Source organism: Tolypothrix sp. PCC 7712 (assembly GCF_025860405.1).
Taxonomy (GTDB): domain Bacteria; phylum Cyanobacteriota; class Cyanobacteriia; order Cyanobacteriales; family Nostocaceae; genus Aulosira; species Aulosira diplosiphon.
The window spans coordinates 5,277,434-5,299,243 of record NZ_CP063785.1 but is presented as its reverse complement, the minus strand read 5'-3'; the positions used below and the strand labels follow the sequence as shown (position 1 = coordinate 5,299,243).

The following is a 21,810-nucleotide window of genomic DNA, read 5'->3' as shown; positions in this document are numbered from 1 at the left end:
GCTATTTCTTTCCTGTCTCTAGCGTAGGTGGGTTAATCGGGCAAAAGTGCTCACCTTTGTGCTCACTATATGCTCAGATGGTGTTTTTGGGCATAGGGCATTGGCATGGGGCATGGGGCATGGGGCATGGGGCATTGGGCATTGGTGTCAACTTAGGGACTTCCAAATAAAAAAATATCCCAGTATTTATTGTGGGGTGGACATCTTGTCCGCCCAGATTATGTGGCGGGCATCTTGCCCGCCCCACAAGATGGAATAATTTATTTCTTGTAAATCCCTTAAGCTAAAAGCTATATAGGGTGGGCGTTGTACAAATACCTCGCGCCCTCATCCCCTAACCCCTTCTCCCCCAGGAGAAGGAGAACTAAATCTCTTGCTCCCTTCTCCCTGTGGGAGAGGGGCTGGGGGTGAGGGCGAAACCTTGCACAAGAGCGAGTTTCACATTAAGTTGACACCAATGCCCCATCCCATTTAGGTAAGCCAGTAGTTAATTTAATTACGAATTACAAACTACGAATTACTAATTATTTGCTTAGTTTTGAGCGTGCTTACCTATAACCTGAGCAAAATCCGGCACTGCGTCCTCAACATATTGCTTGGCAGAACCGCGAAACTTGTCATAAGTCCCGCGAACAATGGAGCGAGTACTCTTTTGTACCCTCTGATCTGTAACACTTAGCAGTGCATCAGCGGCGCGAGAGCGGCTTTCAACCAAGTAATCTACCGGATCGCCCTTCTGTACGCCTTCACTCCAGATGGGATCGATTGCTGTGAAGCACTGTGGTAGCAGCTGCTCAACAACGTAAGGGATATATCCTGGTTTAACGCCCTTAAGTGCAGCAAAGGCAGTTTTGAGGGCCATACCACCTAAACCTGACTTTGAAGCGATCTGTTTTTCGATCATCGTGCAGCAGTCATCTACAAGCAAGTCTTTTTTGTTTGGGTTCAAGAGTTCTTCGCTCAGTCCCATTTAATTCCTCCTTAATTTCACACTACTTAATTTTTATTCAACTAGTTTTCTGAGCAGCCAGGAAAATACAACCTAGGATAGGATGTTTCAAATCCTACTAAGCGCACCCAGAAATTCTAAACGAATTCCTGGGTGCGTTGCCATACACAAGGTATGAAAAAGACAATTAACACTTCAAGTTAAGTTGATCAATTCCGGATTATTCATATCAGGACTTACGCAAGCAAAATTTGTCATTGCGACCGGAACGTAGTGTAGGGAAGCAATCCCATAGTTTTAGGGGATTACGTCGCTACGCTCGTAATGACGTAATTCCGTGACTTTTGCGTAAGTCCTACATATTTAGAAGACAAGGGAGAAATTACGAAATCGTCTTTACGCCTTCCCCATGACCCCTTTCCTCTTAACATATCAAGCGCTAGCTTTCATGCTCTTGAGGATTAGTTATGTTTTTATCAGTTTCCAGTAGACGAGAAATAAATACGTCTGGTTTTCTGCTAACAACAGACTGAACTTTATCAATCGCAATTACTTCACTGATTTTGACAATCATTTCCCACAGAGTATCTTCCTCTGTCTCTTTGTTGTAAGTTCTGTGCTTGAACCACAACAAATCATCCCAAACTCCGATAACTGTGGCGAAATACCATTTATCTCTGATTAATACCCAGATTTCTTGTTCTAAATAGGTCTGTAGGATGGATTTCACAATGGTTGAGATAATGAAAAGACATTGCGCTCCAGATTACACGGGTGTTACACTGTGTTGCTACAGTAAAAGTACGTAATTATTAAGTGCAAAATCACCTATTCCTTAAGAGATAAGCCTTTAGAGTATTCAATTTATTCCTTATATGGCAGAGTCTACATCTTTAGAGAATGTCGATTGCTTATGCATTTAGTGTGTAGATTAAAACCTCTATTTGGAGATGAGGGGGATGTAGACGCTTTGCGGCTACTCTACGAGAATGCCTAAAGGCGAACCTGCAGGATAGGAGACAAGGGGAGAGATAATTACCACCTGTGTCAACTTAATGTGAAACCCGCTCTTGTGCAAGGTTTTTGCCCTCACCCCCAACCCCTCTCCCACCAGGAGAGGGGAGCAAGAGATTTAATTCCCCTTCTCCTGCGGGAGAAGGGGTTAGGGGATGAGGGCGCGAGGTATTTGTACAACGCCCACCCTCTATAGCTTTTAGCTTAAGTTGACACTAATGGATAATTACCAATGCCCAATGCCCCATGCCCCATGCCCCTTCAATTGGTATTAGTTTAATAACAGGATGAACTGACTAAAGCTGAGGTGTTTATGGCAGAAGCGAAGAACGTACTAGGAACCAATCTGGAGATTTGTTGTACTTCTCCGATGACTGGTTATTACCGAGATGGGGTGTGCAATACAGGGGGTCAAGATTTTGGGATGCACGTTGTATGTGCTCAAATGACAGCAGAATTTTTAGAATTTACTAAATCTCAAGGAAACGACCTCAGCACACCTGTTCCTCAATTTAATTTTCCCGGATTGCAGCCAGGCGATCGCTGGTGTTTATGTGCGGCTCGTTGGCAAGAAGCGCTAGAAGCTGGCGTTGCTCCCCCCGTTGTGCTTGCATCAACCCATTCTCGAGCTTTGGAAGTCTGTAATTTAGACGATATGAAAAAACACGCTGTAGGGGGGAAATAGGGAATGGGGAATGGGTAATGGGTAATGGGTAATGGGGAATGGGTAATGGGTAATTGGTAATAGTGACAAACACCAAACACCTGAAACAAAGCAGATTTTAAATTTGGTAGTAGTTAGTTAATTCAAAACCGCTAGCTGTCAGTGCTTGGCGCACCTGCTTACTCAATAACGCTGCAAGTTCTACTTCACCGGCTCCTGATGGGCCGTTTAGTGGTTCGCCTGGTTGAATGACTGCGGGATGGGAATAAATCTCTACTAAGTCTGCTTGAATTTGTGGAATTAGACCTAGCAAGTATTCCTCACTCATATTTCCAGTTTGCAGCAATCCATAAACGCGATCGGCGTATTTAATACCGTGTGCTTTGAGTAAACTTTCACCATAGCTGCGGAGTCTGCCAAATACCCCTGACCAGACTAATTTATTAAATAGTCCAGTGCGGTCAAGCTTGAGAGTCATTGCTAGTTCTTCCGATGGCAAACGGATGACGCGAATATTAAATTCCTGGGCTAATTCCACTAATATCCGCATTACTACGGGATGAGTATGTAAATGTAAATGCCCATCCACATGAGAAAGAGTCAGCCCAGAGTCGCGGAATTTTGTTAACTGGGCGCGGATTTCTTGCCGCAATTCCTCACGAGCAGCAGAATTAAATTGATAGCGTAACCCAGCGTGAAAAGGACTATCGGAGAAATTACCCTGAGAGTTTACCAAATGGGGAATTTGGGAGGGTGGGAGAACAGCCCGACCGCACACCAGCACTAAATGCAGACCAACAGCCAAATTAGGGTGATTACTTGCCCAAGCGATCGCATCTCCGGCAGCATCTCCAGTTACCATCAAACTGGTACTAGTTAATACACCCTGTTCATAAGCTTGAATAATTGCTTGATTGACCCCAGCAGAAAAGCCAAAGTCATCAGCATTAATAATTACATGGCGGGCTTTTGTCATTGGTCATTTGTCATTTGTCATTTGTCATTTGTCATTTGTCATTTGTCATTTGTCATTTGTCATTTGTCATTTGTCATTTGTCATTTGGTAATTGGTTTTTGTTATTTCTCCCTCATCCCCCTCATCCCCCTCATCCCCCTCATCTCCCCAATCCCTACTCCCCAACCCCCGCGTGTGCAGCAGTCTGCTGATTACGGCGTTCTCTCAGGTAGGAGAAGAACTCTCCGCCTTCGCGCAGGCGACGTACCATCATCTGGCGGTCTGTAAGCATTTCCTTGACAATGGGGATAATTGCTTTGGGACGGAAGTAGAATTTCCGATACATACGCTCAACTGCGTCTTCGATTTCTTCACTGGAAAGCGTGGGATATTGCAATGTTGAGGTTTGAATACCGGAGTTAGCTACCAAAGATTGGTTAGTAAACCAACCGTTAGCTTGGGCTTGTTCGTAAAGTTCTGTACCGGGATATGGTGCAGCAATTGAGACTTGAATTGTATGGGGACTGAGTTCGCAAGCGAAGCGAATTGTCTCTTCTACTGTTTCTTGAGTTTCAATTGGTAGACCAATAATGAAAGTGCCATGCACAGTGATCCCTAGCTTATGGCAGTTTTTCATAAATTCCCGCGCCACTTCCAGCTTGATGCCTTTTTTAATGCGGTTGAGAATATCTTGGTTACCAGATTCAAAACCAACAAGCAGCAAGCGCAGACCGTTGTCGCGCAGAGTTTTTAGGGTATCGTAGTCTAAATTGGCACGAGCGTTACAACTCCAAGTGAGTTTGAGCCGCTTCATGTGTTCGCTAATTGCGATCGCACGATGTTTGTCGATGGTAAAGGTATCATCATCAAACATATACTCCCGCACCTTGTCACCAAAGATGGCTTTAGCTTCTTCCATTTCCCGTCCTACAACTTCTGGGCTTTTATGACGGTAGAGGTGACCGCCAATTGTCTGCGGCCAAAGGCAGAAGGTGCATTTTGCCGGACAACCGCGCCCAGTGTAGAAGGAAATGTAAGGATGCAGTAAGTAGCCGATGAAGTATTTGGTAATATCTAAGTCACGGGCATAGGTAGGAAGCACACTGGGCATAGCATCCCAGTCATGAATTAATGGACGTTCCTCATTGTGGCGGATATTAGAGTATTTATCGCGATAGCTAAGACCTTTAATGTCTTCCCAAGGTAGACCCTCAGCTAGTTCTTTGCAGGTATAGTCAAATTCATTGCGACAAACAAAATCAATAACTGGATGATCCTGCAGTGTTTGCTCTGGCAATACTGCCACATGGGCCCCAACAAAACCAATCTGCACATCTGGATTTTGGGCTTTAATGGCCTCAGCACACTTCACATCATTAGCTAATGAAGGTGTACTAGTGTGCATGATTACCAATTCGTAATCCTTAGTGATTTTCAGCACATCTTCCACAGTCTGTCCATGCGGCGGCGCATCCACAAGCTTACTACCCGGCACTAAAGCCGCCGGTTGCGCTAGCCATGTGGGATACCAAAAGGAAGTAATTTCGCGTTTAGCTTGATATCGCGAACCTGCACCACCGTCAAATCCATCAAAAGAAGGAGGACTGAGGAACAAAGTTTTCTTCATTGATAGCTCTCCTTAGTTAAGGTAATGGGTAATGGAAATTGGGCATGGGGCATTGGGCATTGGGCATTGGGCATGGGGCATGGGGCATTGGGCAATGAGTAATGAGTAATGGGTAATGAGTAATTTCTCCCTGTCTCGTTGTCCCTTCATCTCCCTCATCTCCCTCATCTTCCTCATCCCCCTCATCTACCTCATCCCCCTGCCCCCAGTCCCCAGTCCCTCATCAGCTAGCTTTCATATTCACATCGATAAATTTCTTCAGGAGTGCCAAAACATCGTGACGGCTGAGTTTTTCTTTACCGTTAGCTAAGGCATCCAGGGTTCCATGTGCCAAAGTGAGGGGAATTTGGCAAAAGTCTAAAGCAGGGCTGGGTGGCAGGTGTTTAGTGTAAGCATCAGCCAAGGCTAAATTGCGGCGTGCGTATTCATGCATATTTGCGGCAGTCCAACCTTCAGGATAAAAGTCTACACCCCGTTTCAAATCTTCCGCGTGATTACGTAGGATATTCACTGCTTGTAAGCCACGTCCAAAACCTATAGCTTGAGTGCGGTTAGTTTCTGTGCTGTCATACCAAGCCCATAAATCTGATAATAGTAACCCCACCGCCCCTGCAACCCCAAATGTGTAACGATCTAAATCCGATTCTGTTTTAATCTGCCAATTTTGTTCGGCCCAGTACGCCATCCGGTCTGCCATTGCAGCGGTTGCATCCCAAATTCGAGGTGCGATCGATTCAGGTGCTAATATTGACCATTCTCTAATTCCGAGGGTAACTTCTGCTAAAGTATTCTCGTAACCACTAAATCCTGAGGAGAAGGCATCAACCGCAAAGCCATCTACGCCTGCTTGTAATGTCAAGCTAATTGTTCTTAATAGCTGCGCTTTAGTTTGGTTATCCAGTTCTGGATGATCTTCAATTTCATCAATAGCTCGCATACACAAGTATGCTGACGCTACTGCTTCTTGTAATCCCGATGGTAAAATACTAATTGGTATATAAAAAGTTCGACTAGTTTCCTTCAGGATTTGCAGTGCGTCTTGACGTAAATCCATGTTTTCACTCCTCTCTTGATTATCACACCACATGAAGTTTTCGGTTGTTTGATGATACTGGATCTAGTTTTTACTAAACCTTAAAAAATGTATTTTTGCTAGTATTTCCTCTAAAAATTAATAGTTGCTGGTATCACAATTAACAAAAATATCAACTTGTTCAAAGTCTAGTCTAGTATATAGGCATTTAGTGACGAAAATGCATAGTATATGGGATGGTATAGCTATCATCAACTTTTCTTGTAAAGATGAACTATTATGCTGAAAATTGGGCAATTAACAGCACAGTTTTCCAGTAATGAACAGCCAATATTAGATGGTTAATAGCCCTGATGTCTATATGAAATTGACTAGAATAGCATAGTTATTGTATCTATAGAGACAACTAAGCAAAGATTTTTTCAAGGATAATAAAAACCTCAGACTACACCAAGGTCTAGATTGTGAGCAAGAGTAGCCAGGTGAATTTTAGGGAAAAATAGTTGGTGAACACAAATATCACCGCCAGTACTGGTCATGTATAGATATTAATCACGACGATCGCGCACAAGTAGTTCCCGGATATTGAAGCGAAAAAATTTAAGCGATCGCATCTTGAATATCAAATCAAAACCAACCATCATAATACAGATATTTTGTTTATTAAAGCAGTACGGCACTCAATACGGTTCGGATAAGTATTTTGCATCTCCCTCGTGATTTGGGAAAAGGGGAAAGGGAAAAGGGTAAGGGTGAATTCAATCCTTTTCCCCTTTTCCCTTTACCCCTTAACCGAACTGTATTGGTACGCCAATAACCATACTATAGAATTGAGATTTAATTTGTATAAGTTAATCAGACTCGACTATTGATTGCAGGCGCTCAACCCCACACTTTATTCTCGCATTCTTGGAGCTTTTGTGATCAGGGGAGAGTAAAATCAAATTATCAGCGCTAAAAGCAGGAAGGAATAATCATACAGATGAGATTGTCTATAGCAAACATCAAATTGGTGGGTAAATAATATAAATAATCAACAATTTATTGTTCAAATAAAATAAGTTTAAAGAATAGGGAATACTATATATTTTTTAAACTCAATGATTAATGCCACTTACTTTGGCGATATTTAAATACCCGACTTTTTCAAAAAGTTGTTTACCTGTGGAATTATTGCCGGTAGCATCCTTAGCGTATGTCTAGGATTTAGAATAAGGGATGCGTTTGTGATGAAATTGCTGCCAAACCTGGACAAAAATATAAGCAATTTGAGACATTTCTTCCCTGGTTAATCCTGAATCTACCAACTGATGATCCTGCCAACGTGCTTTCAGGATTTTGTTGACCATTGCTAGTGCTGCTTCTGGGGTTGCATCTTTGAGCGATCGCAACGCGGCTTCACAAGCGTCAGCTAGCATGGCAATTCCCGTTTCTTTTGACTGGGGAATCGGGCCGTCATAGCGAAAATCTGATTCGTGCAACACTATTTCAGGATGATGTTGCTGTTGTTTCTGGGCTTCATTGTAGAAATATGCAATCAAAATCGTGCCTTGGTGTTCGGGAATAAAAGCCTGAATAGCACTAGGTAGCTTATACTGACGAGCCATAACCAACCCTTCACTCACGTGCTTTTTAATTATTTCCGCGCTTTTCCAGGGATCGTTAATCGCATCATGTTTATTCGGGCCTGCCATTTGGTTTTCAATAAACCCTAGGGGATCGTGCATTTTCCCGATGTCATGATAGAGAACTCCAGCCCGTACCAGTTCAACATGACAATGTAATGCTCTGGCTGCTGCTTCTGCTAGGGTGGCTACAAACAATGTGTGCTGAAAAGTCCCTGGAGTTTCATGGGCGAGGCGTTTTAATAAAGGCCTATTGGGATTGGACAATTCAGCTAAACGAATTGGTGTGACTAAATCAAATACAGTTTCTAGGTAAGGGCTAATTCCTAGGGCTAAGATGCTCCAAAGTAACCCAGCCAAACCATTGAGCATGGCTGTACCCAGAACAGCATACCAAAGAGGAGCGATCGCAGTATTCACTAATAAGTAAACACCTCCCTGGGTCAACCCAATTAAAATTCCCAAGGTAGCTAATTCCTCTCGCATTCGTGGTGCTTCTCTCCCCGGAAATCGCCATTGTCCCGCCATTAATCCGCCCAGAATTCCACTGGTGGCGCTAGGTATTAAATCATGCCAGCTCAGTTCTGTGCCAATTGAAAGTAATATTCCTAGCAACCCCATCACAGTACCGCCAATTGCCGAACCGTAAAAGCTACCCAGCAGTAAACCGATGGCTGGTAAGCCTGTAAATGATTTGGTCAAAAATATCAGCAACGGCGCACTGAGCGTGAGGAGAATGATTAAGGCATAATCGCTACTTCTTAACTTGGCATAAAACCGTCTTTCTACTAACCTAAACACAGCTACTGCTAATCCTACTATTGCTGTGAAACGCGTTAGCTCCAGCCAGTCGATGCTGCGTTGGCTCAAGCGAAAGTAGTCTAATAGTACAAAATCAGCCTGAGTAATTTTTTCTCCCGCCTTAACAATCGCCTCACCTTTTTGAATGCTGACTATTGTCGGTTCTACAGCTTGTGCTGCTTTTTCTGCAATTACCTTAGTTTGCTCAATATCTTTAATTAGGTTGGGAATAATTACCGTTGATAGCAATCGGTTTGCTAAAGGTTGCGCTGTCTTGGGAACAGAGACACTTACCTGCATTGCGATCGCAGAGTTCAAGTTATGAGCAGATAAACCTGGATAGATACCCTGTGCTAACATCCGCTCTAAAGTTTGATGCATTTGGATTTTAGCCTGTTGCCAATCTGCATCAGACAAATTCAAAAAAGTAGCATCGTAAAGGGTTTGAGGTTGAGCGCTGGTATTTTCGCTCAGAGAATTGAGGGCGGTAGTATAGCGCTGACGAGCTTGAGCGATCGCTTTTAAAACTTGAGATAAAGCCACAGAAGAGTTAGACTGTCGATAACTTCGCAAATTCTTGACTGCTTGCTGTTGAGCAGAATTTAAGCCAGTCAGATTGCTATTTTTCTCCAAGGTTTGCAATACTGTTTGCCATTGGGTTTCTGGTGCTTGTCGCAAGTAAGTTTGCGTGGCTGTGGACAAGATTGCAGTTCTAATAATAGGAAATTTTCCCAACTGATCGCGGCTTTGGTCACCTGTTGCTAATAATTGCTCAAGATGTTGTTTAATTTGCTCATTCACCTGTGAATCGACATCCCACACCGCCAATGCACCACTACGCGCTTCTCGGCGTTTTTCCGCTGTCGTTTTTACATCTTCAACATGGACTGAATTAGGCGCGGTGAGAGTTTGAGGCGCTACCTTTCCCACATCCAGTTTTGGTTGATTATAAAAACGGTAGCCTAATCCACTGGAGAGAGATATTACAACCAACACTAACATCCCAGCAGTAAACAGTCGGTTTTTCAGATAGGATTGCTTACCCCGAAATGTAGTTTGCCTGTAATATTTAGGACTTAACACAATTTTGATAACTTTTCAGTGATGTTGACGAGAATTTTTTGCAGATTATCAAACATTATCGCTCCTACTCAAGGATAGCTAAATCGGTTGATTTGTTCCATGTATAACATTAGGGGCTGCCACTGAAAAAATATACTATTGCTCCCTTGAGCATGGGAGCAGAGGAAGCAGAGGAAGCAGAGGAGGAAAAATACAATTATGACTTTCGCTTACTTAACTGAATAATTTAATTTATAGAAATCCCTTAGGGAAATTCAGCAAAAAGAATGCATCACATTTATAGCAGATTATTTACTACAACATTTCTCTAAATCAGCATTGACACAGATGCGTTACGCTAACGCCTCCTACATGGATTCCAAAATTAAACATCAGTAGAAATTTTTAATTTAATTGGCATTGATTATCTATGTAGGATGCGTTAATAACGCCTCCTACATGGATTCCAAAATTAAACATAAGCATCGTAGAGTAATAATACTTAAAATATCAAGACTTTGCTTAAGTAAAAATTAATTTTTTCTCTTTCGTTTCAGGAAGAAATTGAGTTTACTGAAATTTGTAGGAAAAAACAGACACAGCTTTCTTTGGCAGTTTACGCAACTACTTTGCAAATAACTTGAAGAATAGGATTCCAGAAAAATCAACATTTAATGCTGGTATCTAAAATGCAATATATGTAATTCACTAGGCTGATGAAAATGAAAGTTTATTTTGTGAGGAAATGCTGAGAGTAACTCTGATTACATTTTTATAGCTGCCGAATTAGGAACTATATAATGCAGACCTTCACTGTCAGTGAAATCTAAAAATGAACTTTAACTCGCAGAATGTTAGCTCAAAGCGTAAATCTAAAAATTTCAATAACCCAGAACGTTTTGTAGAGGGGTGGTATTGGGCAATTCCTTCTCATCATCTGCGGGTAGGTGAAGTAAAAGCTATCACTTTATTAGGCAGAGAACTAGTAATTTATCGAGGAAAAGACAAAAAAGCAATTACCTTTGATGCCTATTGTCCTCATTTAGGTGCTCATTTAGCTGAGGGTAAAGTTGAAGGTAATGAATTGCGCTGTTTTTTTCACCATTGGAAGTTTGATCGTGAAGGATTTTGTGTTGAGATACCTTGTTTAGACGCACCGCTTTCTATAAAGTTAAATGCTTGGCCTACTGCCGAAAAATACGGCATAATTTGGATTTGGACTGGAGAAATTCCGCTACAGCCTCTACCTTTTATTCCTGAGTTAGAACACAAGGAATGTGATGTGACAATGGTTTGTCACTTTGTAGCTAAATGTCACCCTAATGTGGTGGTAATTAATGCCATTGATACTCAACATTTCCATACAGTTCACAAGCTACCAATAGAAATAGTCTTTGAAAAAGAAGAACTCAATCAAAATGCGATTACTTTTAGCAATACTACAAGAGGTAACGAAGATTCCTGGCTAATTAAGCTGATTCGTCCTTTTTACAAAAATGCCATTACCTATAGTATTTGCTATTGGTACGGTAGCACTAGCATAGTTACAATTGGCCCCGATTTTTTGCACTTATATATCATGTTTACCTTACGCCTGCTTGACGGGGGAAAGGCTGAAGGGCGAACGATATTAATGATACAGAAACGTAAGGGAATTTTTGGTAAGTTGTACAATCGATTTATGCTATGGCTAGTTAATATTTTGGGTCAGGATTTTTTTAACGATGATTCTAAAATTTTTGAGACAATTAAGTTTGATTTAAAAACTCCACTCAAAATAGATCAGCCAATTATGCAATTTGTCAACCACCTAGAAAGGCAAACTGCACTGTGTTGGGGAACTTGGCAACCAGCGCGATCGCTCCGTGATGCAGAAATGAGAGACAATCGCGATAAATGGCGAGATGATTTTAATGACTAGCTATTAGCCAATACCGCAAAATAAACTTTCTCACGTATTGTAGGGTGTTGGATGCTGCTGAGTGGCGATCGCATTTACCTGAATGCACCCTACATCACATCTAGAAACCAAAATTGGTTTTGGGGAAAAGGTTAAAGGTTAAGGGTTAAAGGTTTTTTCTTTCCCTTTTCCCCTTAACCGCCAAGTATTGGATAAGAATCTATAAGAGCAAAAATAAACGTAATTACATTTACATTTATGGTTTGCATTTTTGTTTTTAATTATTTTTTAGGCTACCATTTACATAAAAAGAAGTGGCAAAGCCACTTCGTAATTCCCAGGTAGAACCTAGAAACGAGTATAACCATTCTAAAAACTCGAAATCGTATAAATTAACACTGATTTACAGTATCTAAATTTTCTAGTAAGCATAATTGCTATGCTGACTGAATATTGCGCCTACATCTTGTTTGGGTTGTCAAGGATATTTGACTCTGGACAATCCTGATAAGTAACTATGCAAGTTGAGGAAACTCCAAAAAATCAATTATTCCGTTCAAGTCCTTGACTGTTGACTGTTGACGGTTCACAGTTAACAGCCAACTGTCAACAGTAAACAATAGCAATGGAATATTTTTTACTTGGAAGTCCCTCAATGCGTAACAGCTGATCAATCTTCTGCTAAAATTTGTTTTTCCTTTGGTAATAAAGAAGTTTCTTCTACAGGTTGAACATTATTTAAGGGGTTAGCTGCAATCAAGTGAGGTTTGATAATTAAACTAACTCCGATTGACCAGGCGATCGCAACCATCCAACCTGCCAAAATATCGCTGGGGAAGTGAACCCCTAAATAAAGCCTTGTCCAAGCGATCGCCAAGACATATAAACCGCCAAAAAGCATAACTAACCAGCGCCAGGGTTTATCCTTGCTCAAAATTACTAAAACTACTACCAAAGTCATACTCGTCATAGCATGACCACTGGGAAATGCATAATCAAATTCCGGCGCACCAGACACCCATAGTTGCGGACGGACTCGATGCATTAATTCTTTAGCAGTGCGGTTGATGATCAAACTTCCGAATGCGGTGGTGAGTAAATAAGTTAGCGATCGCCATCGGCGCTTTTGCCAGAAGACGATGGCGATTGTAGTAAATATGGGTAATGCAGTCCAAAAAGACCCCCACTTTGTGAGGATGACTGCGATCTCATCCAATTGTGGTATGGCTTGAGAATGAATTGCCAGCAATATCGGCACATCCCAAGGAAAACCGCCTGCATTCTGCCATACCTTAACTGCCAAAAGTTCAAACAGCTGAAAAGGTAAATAAACTCCTATTAACAAGATTAATAAAGAACGCCAATGAGCTATAAGCAGCTTTTTAAGAAAATTTAGCGGCCAAAAACCTTCTGGATTAGCTTTATTTGTCCCTTCCATCTTAAGTACACTATGGCTGTCGATTTATAGTATTTTCATCTAAAGACTATTGTGCAGTCTACTACCTTAGTACAGAAAAAGTTATGGGAAAAGGGGAAAGGGAAAAGGGTAAGGGATAAAAACCTTTAACCCTTAACCCTTCACCTTTTACCCGCCAAGGAAACTTGGCGAACTAGTAAGACCAATTTGAAAAAAGAATGCGACAGATTGTAGGGGCACGCCGTGCCGCATACGTGTCAACTTAAGCTAAAAGCTATATAGGGCGGGCGTTGTACAAATACCTCGCGCCCTCATCCCCTAACCCCTTCTCCCCCAGGAGAAGGGGAATTAAATCTCTTGCTCCCCTCTCCCGCCGGGAGAGGGGTTGGGGGTGAGGGCGAAACCTTGCACAAGAGCGGGTTTCACGTTAAGTTGACACCAATGGGCGTGCCGTGCCCTCTGGAATATATTGATGCGTCGCGAACATTTTTTGATTTTGTATCACTGATTCAAGAAGCCAGAAGAATTGGGGGATTCTCCCCCAAACCCCCGATTGGGTGACGGTTGCGTCCCCCAAACCCCCTCCAAAATTATTGTTCGGTTTTTTGTTGAGTAATACCAATGGGAAAAAAGAATGCGGCGTTGCATATTTGCGGGATGAATTCAGACTTCTGGAAAAAGCTAAAAGTCGATTCTTTGCGCGCCAGTTGCTTCAAGTCGGCAGAGCCGCCCAACGCACTGGCTTGCCTTTGCGCCTACTCTGCGAGAACGACTTCTCTACGAGACGCTGCGCGAACGTCGAATGCGTGAGACAAAAATCATCCCATCAATCAGCAACGCCAAGAATGCAACAGATTGTAGGGGCACGGCGTGCCGTGCCATCTAGAATATATTGATGTGTCGCAAACATTATTTGAATTGGTATAACTTAAAAGTTTCAAAATTGACAACTTGAGGGTGAGTGCGATCGCGCTATATTTTGAGATGCGCTTTGTGCAGTTCACTCACCTGGGAATGAATCAATTCATGCTAATCCTATGACTAAATATATTCTGGCGTTTGACCAAGGTACTACTAGCTCGCGCTCTATTATATTTAACCGTGATGGCGATATGCTGACGGTTGCTCAGAAAGAGTTTACACAAATCTTTCCGCAACCTGGCTGGGTAGAGCATGATGCTGATGAAATTTGGTCTTCGCAAGTTGGTGTGGCGAATGAAGCCTTAGCGCGCATTGGTATTAAAGCCAGTGATATTGCAGCTATTGGCATTACCAATCAACGAGAAACTACTATAGTCTGGGATCGTAAAACAGGTAAGCCGATTTACAATGCGATCGTTTGGCAGGATCGTCGCACTGCTGCTGACTGCGATCAACTGAAAGCAGCGGGATATGAAACAACATTCCAGCAAAAAACAGGATTAGTAATCGATGCTTACTTTAGCGGTACTAAAGTTAAATGGTTACTTGATAATGTACCTTACGCCCGCGAAAAAGCCGAACGTGGAGAACTAGTATTTGGCACTGTCGATAGCTGGTTAATGTGGAAACTCACTCAGGGAGAACTCCACATCACAGATGTTACTAATGCTTGCAGGACGTTGTTATTCAATATTCATACTCAGCAATGGGATGAGGAATTGCTGTCCATTCTCAATATTCCCCGTTCCCTGCTGCCAGAAGTGCGGAGTTCGTCAGAAGTATATGGATATACATCTGAAGGGATTTTTGGTAGCCGCATTCCCATTGCAGGCATTGCTGGAGACCAACAAGCAGCGACATTTGGGCAAGCATCATTGCAATCTGGCATGGCGAAAAATACTTACGGCACAGGTTGCTTTATACTGCTGAATACAGGCAATCAGCCCATGTTATCCAAGCACAAGTTACTAACAACCATCGCCTGGCGCATCAATGGACGTACTGACTACGCTTTAGAAGGTAGCGTCTTTATTGCTGGCGCAGTTGTGCAATGGTTGCGTGATGGATTGGAAATTATCAAGCACAGTGAAGATGTTGAAGCCTTAGCAGCTAGCGTTCCTGATACTGGTGGCGTTTATTTTGTACCTGCATTCGTCGGTTTAGGCGCACCTTATTGGGATAGTTACGCTCGTGGTACGATTACTGGTTTAACTCGTGGTTCAACTAATGCCCATATTGCCCGTGCAGCCTTAGAAAGCATAGCTTATCAAACGGCTGATGTGATAGAGGCGATGCGCCAAGATTCTCAGCTACATCTGCGAGAATTGCGGGTAGATGGCGGTGCATCTCGCAATAATTTATTAATGCAATTTCAGGCAGATATTTTAGGTGTACCCGTTGTGCGTCCCAAAATTACTGAAACTACAGCCTTGGGTGCTGCTTACTTAGCAGGTTTAGCGATTGGTTATTGGGAAAGTGAAGCCGAAATTTTGCAGCAATGGCAAGCCGATCAATGGTTTGAGCCGAAAATTAGCGCTGATCATCGCTTAAGTTTACTAGACTCATGGCATCAGGCGATCGCGCAAACAAGATATCGGTAATTCGTAATTCGTAATTCGTAATTCGTAATTAAGAATTACAAGTCTCTAAGCCAGACGTTCGATTAAGCGATCGCCTACGCGTAAAGCATTGGCGATAATTGTCAGAGTCGGGTTAACAGCAGCACTAGAACGGAAGAAACTACCATCAACTACATATAAATTATCAATGTCATGGGTGCGGCAATTAATATCTAATACGGAAGTTTTGGGATCTTCACCAAAGCGACAAGTACCGCATTGGTGCGCTACGCCTTGCAAAGGTAGTTTTTTGCGGAAATAGAAGGAGGCGGGAATAATCCGTTCACCGCAACCAATCATTTTTAGTACTTGCGTCCAGCGGTTGAGTAGTCGGTTGTAGGCTTCGGTGTTGTTTTCGGTGTAATTTAACTGTACAGAATCATTTCTCAGCGTGACGCGATTGTTAGGATCGGGTAAATCTTCAGCAGTCAGCCACCAGTCTACCGAATGAGTTGCGATCGCTTCAAATGTATGTCGTTCTCGAAATGATAGCCCTAAAACCGATGGCGATTCTTGAGCAATCATATCAGCATTGACTTTGCCTAGTAATTGCACATGACCCATTGGATAATCATAATCTTCATCTCCCCAGTAAAAATCATTAATTGCTAGGGTTTTTTGAAAAGACGTAGGATTGGATTTTAAACTGACTCCAATAATCGCGCCATTTTGATGCTTCATGAAGTTGCGTCCCACCTGATCGGAACTATTCGCTAATCCATTGGGATGCTGATCGTTAGCTGAACGCAACAACAAAGCCGCAGAATTAATTGCACCGCAAGCAACAACGACAATATCACTAGAGAAAAAGTGAATTTCGCCGTTAATTTCAGCTTCTACAGCATTGACTTCTCGCCCAGAAGAATTTGTATGTAATCGATTTACCTTAGCTTTCGTGATCAGGGTGACATTATCATACTTTTCTGCTGGACGCACACAATTAACATCTGCATCAGCTTTCGCATCTACTAAACAAGGAAATCCATCACAAGTATTGCAACGAATGCAATTACTTAAACGACGATTAACTTCATTTAGCTTAATAGCAAGTGGTAAATAAAACGGATGATAGCCTTCTATTTTGAGCGAATCATGTATTTCTTGAATCCGTGGTTCATGTTGAATCGCAGGATAGGGATAATCTTCTGTTGCATTTGGTTCAGTTGGATCTAAACCTCGCTGACCATGTACTTCATAAAGCTTTTCAGCTTCAATATAATAAGGTGCAAAATCCCGATATTTTAAAGGCCATTCGGGTGAAATTCCACCCTTATGAATCACTTGCTCAAAGTCTTGTTCACGCCAACGAAATAGCGCCCCACCATAAACTTTAGTATTACCACCGACAAAATACCCTGTGCCAGGATGAATCGCATTTCCTTTTTGGTCATACCAAACTTCGTTAGTATGATAGCGGTCTTTTTGCACCACTTCCACCGTGTCCCAATTAGCTTTTTCACGCGGTAAAAAAGCACCACGTTCCAGAATTAGAATTTTTTTACCAGTGGGAGCCAAACGATAAGCAAGTGTACCACCACCGGCACCAGTACCAATAATGATGACATCGTAATGTGCAGTAGCCATGAATTTTATTCCAGTAAAAGAGAGAAAAAATTACTAATTCGTAATTCGTAATTCGTAATTCGTAATTAATGATTAGTCACGCAAAAATTACATTTTTTTTGGCAAACTACATGTACTATTTAATAGTAATCACCAATTGTTCAGAGTTTAATTTTAGCAATCTTGGAACAGACTCAACTGATAACCAATTACCAATTACCAATTACCCATTCCCCATTCCCCATTCCCCATCCCATCACATATCATCCATCGCATTATTAACAGCATAATTAGCCATTGCTTCAGTGCGGCGGCGGCTCATTTTCTGCTCATAAGCATCGTAGGCAATACATATCCAAATCAATGTCATGAAGAGAATATTTTTGTTAAAACTTTCTGCGCCATTAGGAAATAAAGTACCAGCGGGGATAATACCAAATGCCAAAATGATACTAAAAGTCATGAGAATTAATAGTAAACCTGTCCACCGCACCCAATAGTTAAGTGCAAATAATGCACCTACTAAAATTTCTGCTAAAGGTAGTAACCAAGCATAAGGAATTGCAATTAATGAAGGTAGCGGCCCTATCCCTTCCCATCCCGGAGGAATTCCTGGGCCAATTATTTGTAGTTTTTGTGTGATGACAGTTTGATAGAAACCGTTAGCAACATTAAAGTTGAGATAATTAGCAATCCCAGAAACGAAAAAGAAAAGCCCCATGATAATGCGATTGACGCTAACAGCAGTCCGCAGGTTAAGTAAGTATCTCATTGATGTACTCCTGAAGATAAAATAAAGTTGATTTCACGCAGAAAAGAAGGCTGAGAGCAAAGCTTATTGAGGAGGGGGTGCAAGTTGATTGAGTAGAGTTGGTACCCCTGTCCAATGCAGATTTTGCTGAAATTGCATAGGTTGAGCAGCGCGCCATACTAAGGGAGTAGCGAAAATTACTCCCGCAGCTAAGGTTGCAACCCCAGATAACCAAGGCGTTTGCCCTAGTTGCATATAAGAAGCAGGACGATGACGCTGGAATAATTCATCGGTAAGCCACTCAGTTGTAATTTTGCGATTATGAGCAGCGTTTGGTAATAGTTGTAAGTATGTGGCTTCCCGAATTAGATGGCCGGGTTGTCCTGGAATTTGAACTTTATTGAACAAGTTCGCCACACCTTCATTGAGTCCCAGTTTCATCAAAGTCCCGCGCATCTTGATTTCTACAGGAATAGGCGATTTTCCTTCGCGCTGATGCTGGATATTTTGCGCGATCGCAATTCCTTGTTGATAAGCTACTTGTGCAGTTGGTGGTTGAGGCTGATCGCTATCTGCAGCACAGTCTCCGGCGGCAAATACTTCGGGAAAATCTGGAAGTTGCAATGTCGGTGTCACCAGCAATCGCCCGCGATTATTTGCAACTGGTAAATTCATCAACAAGGGATTAGCTGTTGTTCCCGCCGTCCAAGCGATGGTTCCCACTTGCAAAATCTGCGTTTTATTATTTTGTTGATACTCAACACTGTCAGCTTGAATTTTGCTGACAGCTGCATCAAAGAGAAAATCGACGGGAATTATACGCCCTTTCAGCGCACGTTGAGCTGTACAACGCAAATGGCTATTTACATCCCCTTTGAGAATTTCTTTACTGCGGTTAATTAACACCACCCGAATTTCCGCCGCATCACCGCCTAATTCGTCGTACCAAATAGGCAACAAATCTGCTAATGTACAAGCTAATTCAATACCAGCAGGCCCCGCCCCGATAATAGCAACAGTCAGCAGTAGCCGCCGCCGTGCTGGATCTGAAGTTTGAATTGCTTGATGTAGACGGTGACGTAAGTGTTTTCTCAGTGCGATCGCCTGTTCTCCCGATGTAAAAGGCATGGCATATTCTGCCGCACCGGGAGTATTAAAGTAGGTTGTTTTGCTACCAAGTGCTAATACTAAGTTTCTGTAGTTAAAAATCCTACTTGATGTTAGAGTTACTCGGCTTTGCTCTAAATCAATTGATTTCACCGTATCTTGCACAAAAGTGACACTACTACTTGCTAGCAGTTCTTTGTAGCGAGGGTAAACTTGGGCGCTATGCAGTTCACCGCTGAGTAGTTCATACAACAACGGTTTAAAACTGAAGCGATCGCGCTGTTCAATTAAAATTACCTGATGTGTATATTTTCGCTGGCTAAGGTGTAAAGCTGTAAACAATCCAGCGAAGCCACCACCCAAGATGACTGTAGCTTGAGACGCTTGCTGCATAAGTTTATGAGTTGCTGCCTTGTGAACTGCTTTCAGTATCACGGTACGTAGCAACCCTTAAGTTATGAACACCTAAAGCTTGGCTGAGAAATTTAATGGAATTTCCGATTTAGTTTTCACGATTTTCTCAGCAATTTTTCAGATAAGGAGGGAATGGGGAATGGGTAATGAGTAATGAGTAATGAGTAATGAGTAATGAGTAATGAGTAATGAGTAATGAGTAATGAGTAATGAGTAATGAGTAATGAGTAATGAGTAATGGGTAATGGGTAATTGAGAAAATTACAGCGATCGCTCGAACACTTCACCAAAAAAAATTAGGATAGGCAATGCCCACCCTAATTTTATATATATTTATTTGGAAACATCTAACGGGCGGCTCACCACCCGTTCAGAATAAAATTCCCAGTCCCCAGTCCCCAGTCCCCAGTCCCCAATCCCCAATCCCTAATTACAACGGACGATAAACGCGATAGTTGATACTCGGAAAGATATTATCCATCAATTCGACTTTTTCTAACCAACCGCTATCAACTTTGCCAATTTTTACATCATCGTAAATTTTATTGAAGCGCATCAAGTGCGATCGCGTTCTTCTCACCGCATAAGGAACCATTGTTCCTGTCCGCATGATAAATGCCCAGTCGGAAGATTGTGCTAATAATAATTCCCGCGCTGCTTGGTTTAAAGCTTTCCACTGCAATTCATCTTCTGGTTCCAAGTGCGAAATTTCAATCATCCGTTCCGCCGCTTTGTGCAAATGGGGATAAATCCATGCATTGGTATCATTTAACCAATATTCATGGAATCCTTTGTAACCCCAACTCGACTGTGAAGGACGACAAACTTGTTGAGTCGGCTGTTCGCGTAAATAATCTGCTAAGTGCGTCATGGCATAGGTTTTTTGGTCATACCATGATTTACGGAACAAGTAATCAATAAACCAGGGGCCTTCATACCACCAATGTCCAAATAACTCTGCATCATAGGGCGAAACAATAATCGGCGGACGCTGCATGATCCCATGTAAATGTTCAGCTTGCCGTTCCCGATTATACATAAAGTTAGCGGCATGTTCTGCTGCTTTTTCTCTCGCCCAGTAGGGGTCATAAAGGGCTTTATCGGAAAGACCTAACCCACGTCCAGTAATTTTGTGATACTTGATGCCCGTATTTTTCCTCTGTCCGTTGGGCATGATGTAGGGCTTAATATACTCATATTCTGCTTCCCAGCCCAAATCTTTGTAAAACTCGCGGTATTCTGCTGCACCAGGATAGCCCACCTCAGAAGACCATACCTGTTGAGAAGATTCGTGATCGCGTCCAAAAGCAGCCACACCAGTTTCGGTAAAGATGGGGGCATAGGTGCCAAACCGAGGGCGGGGACGGGCATAAAGAATACCATGACCATCGGTGAGGAAGTAGCGCAACCCTGCATCTGCCAGCATCCGTTCGACACCTTCATAGTAAGCACACTCAGGCAACCAAATGCCTCTTGGTGGTTTACCAAAGGTTTCCTCATAGTGTTCACAAGCTACTTGAATTTGTGCCCACACAGCCTGTGGATACATTTTCATAAGTGGGAAATAGCCGTGGGTAGCACCACAAGTAATAATTTCCAGGTTATTTGTATCTTGGTACTCCTTAAAAGCAGTTACCAAATCACCCTTATAGCGTTCCCATATCTGACGCGCTTCATTAAACTCAGTAGCGTAATGTTCTGCTAAATACTTCAAATGTCCATTATGAATATTACGCTCCGCTTCTAGTTCGATCAGTTCTTCTAGTTGGGCTAAGTGTGCATCATAACGTTCTTGTAACAAGGGATCGCGGAGCATTGATACCAAAGGTGGTGTCATGCTCATCGTGATTTTAAAGTCGATACCGTCTCGCTTTAGTCCTTCAAATACTTTCAATAAGGGAATATAAGTTTCAGTAATGGCTTCATATAGCCATTCTTCCTCCAACACATAATCACTTTCTGGGTGACGAACGAAGGGTAGATGTGCGTGGAGAACAAGCGCGACGTAGCCTATAGCCATAATTATTCTGGGGTGGTACGTGGAAATTGAAGGTCGAGGGGTTTAGCAGAAATTAACAATATTTTAAGACTTTATTGGAGTTGTGACATTAATTAATGATTTTTTCTCTAGAAAATATCGTTGCACAACAAAATAATCGCTATCTCTACCACAAATTATGTTGTGTAGTGGCGAGAGACTGTTCGGTTCCTGTCTCATTCCGCCAAATCCTAATAATGTGGAATGAACAATTCTCACTGAGAATTACAAGTTCTAGCCCTCAGGTCAAACTACTAAATACATATTAAATATTGCCTGCATCAAAGCATATTGAGTCTTCAAGATGCCAGACTCTCTTAGCGCCAAATACTGATATGTTTTATCACCTG

General features: G+C 42.3%; 16 protein-coding genes. 3 read left to right on the top strand and 13 right to left on the bottom strand.

Going from position 1 to position 21,810, the window contains the following annotated elements:
- Positions 1-73: 73 nt before the first annotated feature.
- The 3 genes from HGR01_RS21765 to HGR01_RS21755 all read right to left on the bottom strand — a co-directional run bounded on the left by HGR01_RS21765 (position 74) and on the right by HGR01_RS21755 (position 1,679).
- Positions 74-247 (bottom strand): hypothetical protein, encoded by a 174-nt coding sequence (locus tag HGR01_RS21765; protein ID WP_168161041.1) that lies wholly within the window; start codon positions 245-247, stop codon positions 74-76.
- A gap of 285 nt (positions 248-532) precedes the next feature.
- Positions 533-970, bottom strand: a complete 438-nt coding sequence (locus HGR01_RS21760; protein ID WP_045874049.1) for a DUF6918 family protein — start codon at positions 968-970, stop codon at positions 533-535.
- Positions 971-1,388: 418 nt separating this feature from the next.
- A complete protein-coding gene (locus HGR01_RS21755) occupies positions 1,389-1,679 on the bottom strand; it encodes a hypothetical protein (RefSeq protein WP_045874050.1) in 291 nt (96 codons plus the stop codon).
- A 597-nt stretch (positions 1,680-2,276) separates the two neighbouring features.
- Between HGR01_RS21755 and HGR01_RS21750 the strand changes: the two genes are divergently transcribed.
- Positions 2,277-2,648: a DUF2237 family protein gene (locus tag HGR01_RS21750; protein WP_045874051.1), complete on the top strand. Its 372-nt coding sequence runs from the start codon at positions 2,277-2,279 to the stop codon at positions 2,646-2,648.
- A 97-nt stretch (positions 2,649-2,745) separates the two neighbouring features.
- On the opposite strand, the gene hpnK is transcribed toward HGR01_RS21750, so the two are convergent.
- From hpnK to HGR01_RS21725, 5 genes are all read right to left on the bottom strand, one after another.
- On the bottom strand, positions 2,746-3,603 hold the full coding sequence (gene hpnK, locus HGR01_RS21745) for a hopanoid biosynthesis-associated protein HpnK (RefSeq protein WP_045874052.1): 858 nt from the start codon (positions 3,601-3,603) through the stop codon (positions 2,746-2,748).
- Between the two features lie 154 nt (positions 3,604-3,757).
- Positions 3,758-5,209: a hopanoid biosynthesis associated radical SAM protein HpnJ gene (hpnJ, locus tag HGR01_RS21740; protein WP_045874053.1), complete on the bottom strand. Its 1,452-nt coding sequence runs from the start codon at positions 5,207-5,209 to the stop codon at positions 3,758-3,760.
- A gap of 12 nt (positions 5,210-5,221) precedes the next feature.
- Entirely contained in the window at positions 5,222-5,359 is a 138-nt protein-coding gene (locus HGR01_RS21735) for a hypothetical protein (protein WP_155539615.1), read from the bottom strand.
- Positions 5,360-5,432: 73 nt separating this feature from the next.
- Positions 5,433-6,263 (bottom strand): squalene/phytoene synthase family protein, encoded by an 831-nt coding sequence (locus HGR01_RS21730; protein WP_081584148.1) that lies wholly within the window; start codon positions 6,261-6,263, stop codon positions 5,433-5,435.
- A gap of 1,178 nt (positions 6,264-7,441) precedes the next feature.
- Positions 7,442-9,751: an HD family phosphohydrolase gene (locus HGR01_RS21725; protein ID WP_235623129.1), complete on the bottom strand. Its 2,310-nt coding sequence runs from the start codon at positions 9,749-9,751 to the stop codon at positions 7,442-7,444.
- Between the two features lie 811 nt (positions 9,752-10,562).
- On the opposite strand from HGR01_RS21725, the gene HGR01_RS21720 reads away from it, so the two are divergent.
- On the top strand, positions 10,563-11,651 hold the full coding sequence (locus HGR01_RS21720) for an aromatic ring-hydroxylating oxygenase subunit alpha (protein ID WP_045874055.1): 1,089 nt from the start codon (positions 10,563-10,565) through the stop codon (positions 11,649-11,651).
- 649 nt (positions 11,652-12,300) lie between these two features.
- Here HGR01_RS21720 and HGR01_RS21715 read toward each other — a convergent pair.
- Positions 12,301-13,068, bottom strand: a complete 768-nt coding sequence (locus HGR01_RS21715) for a phosphatase PAP2 family protein (protein WP_045874056.1) — start codon at positions 13,066-13,068, stop codon at positions 12,301-12,303.
- A 1,016-nt stretch (positions 13,069-14,084) separates the two neighbouring features.
- Between HGR01_RS21715 and glpK the strand changes: the two genes are divergently transcribed.
- A complete protein-coding gene (gene glpK, locus HGR01_RS21710; protein WP_045874057.1) occupies positions 14,085-15,569 on the top strand; it encodes a glycerol kinase GlpK in 1,485 nt (494 codons plus the stop codon).
- A 45-nt stretch (positions 15,570-15,614) separates the two neighbouring features.
- On the opposite strand, the gene HGR01_RS21705 is transcribed toward glpK, so the two are convergent.
- The 4 genes from HGR01_RS21705 to HGR01_RS21690 all read right to left on the bottom strand — a co-directional run bounded on the left by HGR01_RS21705 (position 15,615) and on the right by HGR01_RS21690 (position 21,442).
- Positions 15,615-17,171 (bottom strand): GMC oxidoreductase, encoded by a 1,557-nt coding sequence (locus HGR01_RS21705; protein WP_045874058.1) that lies wholly within the window; start codon positions 17,169-17,171, stop codon positions 15,615-15,617.
- Between the two features lie 235 nt (positions 17,172-17,406).
- Positions 17,407-17,922: a DoxX family membrane protein gene (locus tag HGR01_RS21700; RefSeq protein ID WP_045874059.1), complete on the bottom strand. Its 516-nt coding sequence runs from the start codon at positions 17,920-17,922 to the stop codon at positions 17,407-17,409.
- Between the two features lie 63 nt (positions 17,923-17,985).
- Positions 17,986-19,401: an NAD(P)/FAD-dependent oxidoreductase gene (locus tag HGR01_RS21695; RefSeq protein WP_045874060.1), complete on the bottom strand. Its 1,416-nt coding sequence runs from the start codon at positions 19,399-19,401 to the stop codon at positions 17,986-17,988.
- A gap of 451 nt (positions 19,402-19,852) precedes the next feature.
- Complete coding sequence (locus tag HGR01_RS21690) at positions 19,853-21,442, bottom strand: glycoside hydrolase family 57 protein (protein ID WP_045874061.1); 1,590 nt, start codon at positions 21,440-21,442, stop codon at positions 19,853-19,855.
- Between the last annotated feature and the right edge of the window lie 368 nt (positions 21,443-21,810).